Genomic DNA, 9,492 nt, shown 5'->3' on the forward strand with positions numbered 1-9,492 from the left:
TGAACGCGTTCGCCATCACCTTCAGCGACCGATTCCCGGCAGCTGAAACCTACTGAGGAAACCGCCGGAAACACCGTTAACGAGATAGTCCCCGCGCGCTGCGCCACGAGCGCCCCGGAGACGAGAGCGCCCGCCGTCACCCTTCGGGAGCAGGTTTCTCACATCGAGGACAGCTCGCGCAGCGTCGTGAGCGATGTCTGGCGGCGGCCGAGCCACGCCTGACAGATCGGGGCAGCTGCCGCCATCGGCCTGCCGCCGACAGCGGTCATCGGCCGGGCGTTTACGCGCCGTCTCGGATCTGGGCTGCTCGGGCACGGTCGGCGAGCGCCGCCAGGCGGTGAGTCTCGGCTCGCTGATCGTCGCCGGCGTTGCCGAAGGTACGCACGGCCCGATCATGGACGTCGGCGCTGCGTTCCAGGGCGGCCAGGAGTCCCTGCCGAGCATCGGCGGCGCACCTTCGGGCGAACTCCAAGTCTCGGCCATCTGGCTTTGGAGGTCTCCACCAGCACCGTTAGTAGGTCAGTGCTGATACCACCCGGACCAGGAGGGCACCCTAGTGTTGGTGGGAGTTGACTCGAGCCTGGCGGGCGCGCAAGCAGAGCGAGTCCAAGCAGATTGAGCGGAGGTGGGTGCATGTCGGCGACGAAGCTCCTGGTACTCGGTATCGTGCACCTCTCGGGCGGCGCGCATGGCTACCAGGTGCGGTCCGAACTGCAGAGCTGGGGTGCGGAGAGTTGGGCCAAGATCAAGCCCGGCTCGATTTATCACGCGCTGAAGAAGGCGGCGGCTGATGGCCTCCTCACCGAACACGCCGAGCCGGGCAACTCTGGGCCGGAGCGCGTTCTGTACCGCGCGACAGCTCGGGGACGTGACGAGATGGTCGAACTGGTCCGCGACGGTCTGCGGCGCACCCACGACGCGGACATGCTCAACGCGTCCATCGCCATGTTGCCCATGCTGACCAGGACAGATGCCATCGCGCAGGTTAACGAGCGGGTCGCGCGCCTGGAAGCGGAGCTCGTAGTGCAGGCCAGGTGGCGGGAGCACCCCAATCGGGATGCCCCCGAGCACGTCCGCGATCAGGCCGAACTGTGGGCGGGACACGCACGCACCGAACTGGAGTGGGCGAAGAGCCTGAGCAAACGACTGTCTGAGGGCGCCTACACCATGGCCGATGATCCGGGTTCGTGGCGAACGGTCCCCGATCCCCTCAAGATGCGCTTCTAATCAACCTTGACTAGTCGTTCCTCCTCGCGTACTTTGGTCAAGTAGTCAAACTTGGCTAGTGCTCAACCAATCCGTTCGCAACACCGGGAGAAGGAATCGAACCGATGGGACAGCTCGCGATCGAGACGAGAGGGTTGAAGAAGAGCTTCGGCACGACCCACGCGGTCGCCGGTGTGGACCTGGCCGTGAGCGCCGGGGGCGTGTACGGCGTGCTCGGTCCGAACGGGGCGGGCAAGACCACCACGATCCGCATGCTGGCCACGCTCCTGCGCCCCGACGCCGGAGAGGCGCAAGTGCTCGGCTACGACGTCGTGCGTGATGCCCAGGCGGTGCGGAGCAGGGTGGGCCTCACCGGGCAGTTCGCGTCGGTCGACGAGGACCTCACCGGGGTGGAGAACCTGTTGCTGCTCGCCAGGCTGCTCGGCTACTCACGCCGCCGAGGCAGGGAGCGGGCGGCCGACCTGCTCGACGCGTTCGGTCTTGCCGAGGCGGCCGACCGGCAGGTGAAGAAGTACTCCGGCGGGATGCGCCGGCGCATCGACATCGCGGCGAGCCTGGTCGTCACCCCCGAACTGATCTTCCTCGACGAGCCCACGACCGGGCTCGACCCGCGCAGCAGGAACCAGGTCTGGGAGATCGTCAGGGGCATGGTCGCCGAGGGCGCCACCGTGTTGCTGACCACGCAGTACCTCGACGAGGCCGACCAGCTGGCCGACCGGATAGCGGTGGTCGACCACGGGAAGGTGGTCGCCGAGGGCTCGAGCGGCGAGCTCAAGGCATCGGTCGGCGCCGGCTCGCTGCTCGTACGGCTACGTGCGCCCGAGCAGCGGGCCGAGGCAGAGCGGGTCCTCGCTGGCGTCCTCGAGGTGCCGGTCGAGCCGTCCGCTGACCCGGCCGCGCTGTCCGCAAGGATCTCCGACCCCGAGCGGGTCGCCCGTTCCCTGGCCGAGCTGTCCCGTAGCGGCATCGACGTCACCGAGTTCGCGCTCGGTCAGCCGAGCCTGGACGAGGTGTTCCTCGCCCTGACCGGACACGCCGCCGAGGAGACACCCGAGGAGGATGTCGCATGAATGCCAGGTCCGCGGAGCAGGCGTCGGCGCCGGTCACCGAGGACGCGCTGCGCAGTGTGCTGTTGGCCGGTGAGCGGCCGTCTAGCCCCGGTCCGGTGCTCACCTCGTTGACATTCGGCTGGCGGGCGCTGCTGAAGATCAAACACGTGCCCGAGCAGCTCGTCGACGTGACCATGTTCCCGATCATGTTCACGCTGATGTTCACCTACCTGTTCGGTGGCGCGCTCGCCGGGTCGACTCAGGAGTACCTGCAGTTCCTGCTGCCCGGCATCCTGGTGCAGGCGAACGTCATGATCACCATGAACACTGGCATTACGTTGAACACCGACATCCAGAAGGGGGTGTTCGATAGGTTCAGGTCACTTCCGGTGTGGCGACCATCCCCGCTGGTCGGTGCCCTGCTCGGCGATCTGGTGCGCTACTCGATCGGGTCGGCGATCGTGATCACGCTCGGCCTGGTCCTAGGGTTCCGGCCGGAGGGTGGCGCCGTCGGGGTGGTGCTGTCGGTGGTGCTGCTGCTGGTGTTCTCGTTCTGCCTGTCGTGGCTGTGGACGATGCTCAGCCTGATCCTGCGCACGCCGAACTCGGTGGCGGGGGTCAGCATGATGGTGATGTTCCCGCTGACGTTCGTGAGCAACATCTTCGTGGACCCGAAGACGATGCCCGGGTGGTTGCAGGCGGTCGTCGAGGTCAACCCGATCACCCACCTGGCGACCGTGGTACGCGGCCTGATGCACGGCTCGGTGCCCGCCGGGGAAATCGGCTGGGTGCTCGTCTCATCCGTACTTCTCGTCGCGGTGTTCGGTCCCATCACCATGGTCCTCTACCGCAACAAGAAGTAGATGCCGCTACCGCGAGCACTTGGTCGAGATCAACTCCGACAACCCGGCCTACTCGGCCAACGCCATCACCGGTACCAGGCCCGGACACGACAGGGAGAGCCGAATGAGCACCATCCCCAAGAACAACTCGGAATCGCGGGAGGGGTTGGACTTCTGATCCCGGCTCTGGCGGGCCTGGCCAGTCTCGGGTTGGCGGCATTGCTGACCGGTGCTGTCATCACCGATCAGTTCGTGCTCGAGCAGAGCCCTTGGCTGCCGCTCGCCTTTCTCGTCGTGGCGGCCGTGATCGCAAGGGCGCGGTGGTCGCGCACCGAGGCCGTCGTCGGCACGCTGCTCAGGCGCTGAGACAAACCTCTCGAACGGAGATGTGAGATGAAGGAGATGGCCTTTCGCGTGACATCAAACGATGGCACCACCATCGCCTACGACAGGGAAGGAAGCGGTCCGGCCGTCATTCTGGTGGGCGGAGCACTCGACGAGGGGCTGGAGAACGCTCCCTTGGTGCCGGCTCTCGCCGAGCACTTCACGGTTTACAACTATGCCCGTCGGGGACGCGGCGCGAGCGGCTTCACCGAGCCTTACGCCGTGGAGAGGGAGATCGAGGACCTGGATGCGTTGATCGCGGAGGCGGGCGGCTCGGCACACCTGTTCGGGGCGTCCTCTGGCGGCGCGCTGGCGCTGGAAGCCGCCGCGGCAGGGTCAGCCATCGACACGATCGCCGTGTGGGAGGTGCCCTACGCGGTCGGAGACGACATACGCCCGCGATTCGAGGAGTACATCGCGGACACCCGACGCGCCTTCGACGCCGGGCGAGACGAGGAGGTTCTCGAACTGTTCATGCGCATGACCGGCGCCTCCGACGACAACATCGCGGCCAGGAAAGCGGCAGGCAAGCAGACGGCGCATTGGGCAGATTCGGTCGCCCTCGCGCCCACGCTGGTCCACGACAGCGTCTTCCTCAACCGCTACCAATTGCCGGCCGATCGACTGGCAACGGTCACCCAACCGGTCCTGGTCGCCACCGGAGGACCGATCACGGTCCCCTACATGGCAGGCCTGCCCTCGGACTTCTTCGACCGCGCAGCCGACGAGCTCGCAGACCTACTACCCCACGCTCAACGGGAGACCCTCGAGGGGCCGGATCACGTCGTCGACCCACAGACCGTCGGCCCGCTGTTGCTACGGTTCTTCAGCAGCGAACACTGAGGGGCCCGCGAGGTGTTGCGGGAAGACCGATCAGGCACCGCGCAAGCAGATCTTCGTCGCGCCAGGGACACGGGGCGGACAGGTGGTGTCGAGCTTGATGTCGTCGGCGGCATCACAGGCCTGATCCTGGGCGTGCTCGTCACCAACGTCTTCGTCACCACGCAAGGCCGGGCCGTCGTACTGACCTGGGCTTCAGTGGGACTCGACCTGGCCTACTCGCTGCTCATCGGCTCCGTCGTCGGTCGTACCCCGCACTCCCGAGGTCCTCCTCCGCAAACCGGGCGCGCTACCCGGTGCGAAAGCGCTGGAGCAGGCCAGGGCATCCGGGCGGTTCACGCCCGTTCACGACGCCTGGTGGGCCGCGGCCTGCAAGGCCCACGGTGACGCCGACGGCACCCGTGCCCTCATTGAGGTCCTGATGCTGCACCGGCACCTTCCACACGACCACGTCGTCGCCGGACTCGCGACGGCGCTGCGTGCAGGCGCGCTCACCGCGGACGCTGTCGCGTTGGAAACGCGCAAGTACAACGACACAGCAGATGGCGGAGCCGACGACACGACAGCGGACCACCAGTCCCTGATGAGCGGCGACAGGGCTGCGGCAGATGTAGCGGGATCCGATGTCCTCGCTGACGAACCGTCGCTGGACGGCTTCGAGTTCGGCCTGGCTCGGATTCTCGACGGCATCTGGTGTCACATGCATGTGCGGCGATGGCCCACCGGCACCTGTCAGCGCGAGGTCGTTGTTGCTAGCGTTGTCTTACTCGTTCTGCGGGATGTCCGAAAGTTGAGCCGCTTCGGAGGTCGAGTCATGCCGTTCGTGTGCCGGGTCAGCATCTCTGCACCTGAGCCGGACATTGGTGGCGTCACCCAGATGGCCGACGCCTTGGCCGAGGCCGTACGGTCCGGTTGGCTGGAACCAGGCCTGATTCACGGTCCAGACGACGTGGCTGGCGATGATGCCGGCCTGGCCGGTCCGGTTCTCGACTATCGCGTGTTCGTCTACCCGGGTGGCGCGGACGTGGTGGTGGTGCTGGACAGTGCCGACTTGACGCAGGCGTCGATCGCAGTCGCGGGGCTGACGCGGCACTTGACGACGTGGAGTCCGGGGTTGCTGGCCTGCTCGGCGGACGAAACCAGCATCACGAAGATCGACCAGCCACATGAGGACGGCACCTGGCTGCCCCCGATCGCCGGCTCGGCAGACGGACCCCAGCGGCCGCTCCGACAGCTGGCTGAGCTGCTCGACGAGCAGCTACAGGAAACAGCGGCACTGTATCTGCTGGCGTGCGGCATCAGATCGATCTGGCACCCCACCGACCCGCAACTGGGCATGCTGGCAGACGACATCATCGCCGGCGCGGCAGAGGAACCCTGGGGCGGGTGCCTCACCCGAGCGCTAGGCGCCTTGCTCGTCCGCGCCGCCCGGTTCGAGCAGGCCAACGGGTCGGCTGCCACGATGCTCGTGCGCGGCTCAGGCGATCCGAGCCTTGCCGCTGATCTGCTGCGGCGTGCACGGCAGACCAGTGTCTGCGGACGCTCTGGTGGATGGGTCGAGGATGAGATGCGCGGCCACGTCCTCATGGAACAGTTCGTCACCGACCATGATTTGCTGTGGAATCTGATCTCGGACCGTGAGCCGCTTACCCAGATCAGCGACCGCAGACGTCGCCAGATCACCACATTGCTGTGGGCTGGTTTGTCGGCGCTGGCCACCATGGCGTTACCGTTGAAAGGCCTGAGCGGTCCGTGGCAGGTGCTCGACGAACTCGGCCGCGACGCTCTCGTGGCGATCCTCGCCGGCAACGAACAGACACGGCACGAGCTCGAAATCGACGACGACGACGCCGCATTGCGGGACGCGGCCGCCGCGCACACTCTCGTTTGGCTGGCGATCCGCCATCCCGAGTGTCTTGACCTGCCTGCCATCGACTCGCTGGTGGATCGTGCGGTCACGTCGCCGACGGCGTTGCGCCACATCGTCCATGAGACGCTGATGCTGGCGGGAGGCGATTGCTTGCGAGCGGCATTGGCGCAGCAACCGCATCTTGCCGGGCCAGGTCAAGGCTATGCCGATCTCGCCGCGGCGCTGGAAGCCATCGATAGTGACCCCGGCCAGGACCTCTCGTCGGATCTCCATGACGACATGCACACGGCCCTCGAGAAGATCCTGGAAGAGTCCGACGATCCCGCCGCAGCCGTGCGGTGCGTTCTGCCCGTGATCGGCTTGGCGGCGCGGCTCATCACGATCCAGGCAGTCGGCTACGGGGAAGCGGGCGGTGGTGTGGCATCGCCGGGGACGCTGGTCGGCTACCTGCTATCAGACCCCGCCCACAGCGCGGCACTGCTGCTGCACCGTGACGGCGACCATGGCGAGGCGATCCGATCCCGCATGCTGTCGCTGGCCGCCCAGGTCGACCCGTCGATCGTCGGCGACCTCGCCGCAGATCTGCCGAACCTGACCGGCAACGATCCGCGCCTGGAACCAGCAGCCCGATCGCGTGCGCGCAGCTGGGTCCACAACGCCTTGGGATTGGCCAGGCACCTATGCCAGGCTCCTGTCGTTCCGGCTGGTGCAAGCCCGGACGCGCGGGCCTATCTGACTGCGGTTCAGACAGGAACCGTTCCCGATGACTGGCCTGTGCGCCGAGTCGTCCGTGCCGCAGCGGAGGTCGCCGCCCTCATCCTCGACTCCATCAATGCTGCCGAATCGTCTGACGAGGTGTACGTGAGCAGGTAGCAGCATGCAAAGCCCTACCGAAGTTCGCCAGCGCCAACGCGCAAGCGTGGGACGCGGTCGCACATCCAGCTCAACGCTGCGGGGCGGTAGCTTTAGGGCGTGTCTCATTTGGATGACCGTTGAGCTCGGGGCATGATCTGCTTCCGTTCCGATTCGTAGGCCGTGCATCGATCTCAATCGGCGTTTGAGCCGGATATGATCGGCTTCTATCGGATTGTTCGTATACCGCTCGACGTGATGCCACGTCGACGGCACCAGTTCATCCAGTACACCGGCGTAGATCGCTGCCATGTCGATGACCAGCTCACTCGGTGCAACCTTCAATGTCGACAGTGCCCGCTGGAAGAACCGCCGCGCCGCGTCGCAGTTACGCCGGGCCGAGACGAGCACGTCGATGATCTGTCCGTACTGGTCGATGGGCCGGTACACATACCGCCACACGCCGTTGACTTTGACGTACGTGTCGCCGACGAACCACCTGTCACCCGGAGAGTGCCGGGCGAAGCGGGCCGCGTCGGCCAGCAGCGGGGCGAACCACCGTATCCACCGATGGACGGTGACGTGGTCAACGTCCACGCCACGTTCGACCAGCAGTTCCTCAACATCGCGGCAGAAGAGGGCGAAACGCAGATACCAGCGCACCGCGACCACGCTCAGCTCCGGCGGAAACCGGAACCCGGCGAACGCCGACGTCGGCGGCACACAGAAGCGAAGCGGGTCGAGGACCTCACCGCTCAAGGTCGCCTCGATCACGCCAACGCTCAACGCAACAGCGCCCGGGCAGATGCCCGCAACTCAGTGATGAGTTGAGTGGGGATCAGGCGCCGGATGATCGTCGCCCGGCGGCCGCTGGACGGCGACGGGGATCCGGAGTCGTTGGCGCGACCCGGATCCCCTGAAGGGCGGTACGGTCAGACTTCTTCGCAAGTCCAGCTGACGGTGCCGCTCACGGTTTGCCGGTTCGAACCGGTCGACTCTGAGAGCCAGAAGTCGGCGAACGTCCACGAGCCGCTGCCGTCGTTCTTCACCACGACCTTGCTCGTGCTGTCGCCGTCGTAGCTGGCAATGAAGCCGTGCCCCTCGTCGCGGCCGTCGATCCAGATCGCTGGGGTGTCGCCGGAGATGATTCCGTTCAGCACCTTGGTGCCTTCGTAGCTGCCCGGTCCGTTGTAGTTCGCCACGGAGAGCACCAGGTAGACGTTCTTCCCGTCGACGATGGTGTCCCGGTCGCTCTCGGGCAGCACGAACGTCTTGACGTCGTGGGAGTCCGCGCCGCCAGCGCTGTATCCGGCGCACGACGAGGCTTCCAACAAGAGCCCGCCCTGCCAGGCCGAGGCTTCCGCGTCGACGGTGCCGCTGACTGGGCGGTCACCTGTGACGGCGTAGGTGAGATGCAGGACGACCGAGCCGCTGGCGTCGGCGTGGTCACCGCCGGTGACCACCGCGTCGTCGGCACCGCACGCGGCCGCCCCAGCAAGGACCAAGCCGGCGCTGGCGGCCCAGGCGGAATAACGGAGCGTGTCGCGAAGGGCCTTTATTGAATTACGCATGCGCATTTTATGTTGCGCCTTTCTCGCGAGTTGTCGAACCAGATCTGGCGCCAGTTCTCGTGCGGGAAACTGGCGATGGCAAGAAGGTCTTCGCCGGCAGCGTCGAGTGTTCGGCGGCGTCGGGAACTACAGCAGACCGCGACAGCCCCGTTGTCACGGTGTTTCGTCAGGCGATGCACTACGGCTGAAGGTTGTCAACCGCCACTCGCAACAGCTCGATCGAGCGAGTACCCGGGTCGGTGATCGCGGCGTTGACGACCACGCTGACCCCGACCTTCTGTACGCGTGCGAAGACCGCGAACTCTGTCGCGAACGCCTCGTCACCGATGCCGGGGATGTCCGTGCGGCCCTGGCCCGGAGAGCTGGCCACGGCCCGCTCGAGTTCCTTCGTGTTGGCGAAGAGGGTGATCGTGACGGTGCCGTCGCCTACCGAATAGGTGCACGTCGAACCGATCCCTTCACCGACGTTGGAGGTTCCGGTGACCGTCGTGTCGATGACGTCCTCAATTTTCGCTGTGGCGACGAGGTCACACGGATCGCTGGGCAGCTGCACCGGTACCGGGGCCGCTGTCGTCATAGCCGCCGGTGTTCCTGGCGCCGCCGCGGTCGACGACTGGGTCTGCCCAGTGGCCGAGGCGTCGGTCGCGGCCGGATCGGCTGCCGACGAACACCCCGCGAGCGCGAGCGACGCGAGGAACGGGACGAGGACGAGAAGGCGGGCAGATTGAGACACCGTGCTCCTTGCGGCTTGGGATCACGGGAAGGCTAGTGGTGTGACATGAAACGTTGACCCGGTAATCGGATCGATGTGACTATATCGATGTTTGTGGTTTCTGTGTTGAGTGCGCGGAGGTATC

Annotated in this window: 8 protein-coding genes and 2 pseudogenes; 6 read left to right on the top strand and 4 right to left on the bottom strand. The window is 66.2% G+C overall.

The features are described 5' to 3' along the window. Window positions 1–280: 280 nt before the first annotated feature. Window positions 281–472 (bottom strand): hypothetical protein, encoded by a 192-nt coding sequence (locus AB0M47_RS40380; protein ID WP_363423678.1) that lies wholly within the window; start codon window positions 470–472, stop codon window positions 281–283. 161 nt (window positions 473–633) lie between these two features. Here AB0M47_RS40380 and AB0M47_RS40385 point away from each other — a divergent pair, with 161 nt between their 5' ends. The 6 genes and pseudogenes from AB0M47_RS40385 to AB0M47_RS40410 all read left to right on the top strand — a co-directional run. Continuing rightward, window positions 634–1,227: a PadR family transcriptional regulator gene (locus tag AB0M47_RS40385; RefSeq protein ID WP_363423681.1), complete on the top strand. Its 594-nt coding sequence runs from the start codon at window positions 634–636 to the stop codon at window positions 1,225–1,227. A gap of 104 nt (window positions 1,228–1,331) precedes the next feature. After that, a complete protein-coding gene (locus tag AB0M47_RS40390; RefSeq protein ID WP_363423684.1) occupies window positions 1,332–2,297 on the top strand; it encodes an ATP-binding cassette domain-containing protein in 966 nt (321 codons plus the stop codon). Next, the gene (locus AB0M47_RS40395) at window positions 2,294–3,139 is read left to right on the top strand and encodes an ABC transporter permease (protein ID WP_363423687.1); all 846 of its coding nucleotides are present in this window, start codon (window positions 2,294–2,296) and stop codon (window positions 3,137–3,139) included. The genes AB0M47_RS40390 and AB0M47_RS40395 overlap by 4 nt, the downstream gene beginning before the upstream one ends. A gap of 189 nt (window positions 3,140–3,328) precedes the next feature. Next, the gene (locus AB0M47_RS40400) at window positions 3,329–3,484 is read left to right on the top strand and encodes a hypothetical protein (RefSeq protein ID WP_363423690.1); all 156 of its coding nucleotides are present in this window, start codon (window positions 3,329–3,331) and stop codon (window positions 3,482–3,484) included. 27 nt (window positions 3,485–3,511) lie between these two features. After that, entirely contained in the window at window positions 3,512–4,345 is an 834-nt protein-coding gene (locus tag AB0M47_RS40405; RefSeq protein WP_363423693.1) for an alpha/beta fold hydrolase, read from the top strand. A gap of 259 nt (window positions 4,346–4,604) precedes the next feature. Continuing rightward, window positions 4,605–4,871: pseudogene (locus tag AB0M47_RS40410) on the top strand (IS21 family transposase); the annotation flags it as partial. Window positions 4,872–7,238: 2,367 nt separating this feature from the next. Here AB0M47_RS40410 and AB0M47_RS40415 read toward each other — a convergent pair. The 3 genes and pseudogenes from AB0M47_RS40415 to AB0M47_RS40425 form a co-directional block, all read right to left on the bottom strand. Beyond that, window positions 7,239–7,787 (bottom strand): annotated as a pseudogene (locus AB0M47_RS40415) (IS6 family transposase); the annotation flags it as partial. A 209-nt stretch (window positions 7,788–7,996) separates the two neighbouring features. Then, window positions 7,997–8,635, bottom strand: a complete 639-nt coding sequence (locus tag AB0M47_RS40420) for a hypothetical protein (RefSeq protein ID WP_363423695.1) — start codon at window positions 8,633–8,635, stop codon at window positions 7,997–7,999. Between the two features lie 178 nt (window positions 8,636–8,813). Further along, window positions 8,814–9,368, bottom strand: a complete 555-nt coding sequence (locus tag AB0M47_RS40425; protein WP_363423698.1) for a hypothetical protein — start codon at window positions 9,366–9,368, stop codon at window positions 8,814–8,816. Between the last annotated feature and the right edge of the window lie 124 nt (window positions 9,369–9,492).

The organism is Hamadaea sp. NPDC051192, from assembly GCF_040682475.1.
Taxonomy (GTDB): Bacteria; Actinomycetota; Actinomycetes; order Mycobacteriales; family Micromonosporaceae; genus Hamadaea; species Hamadaea flava.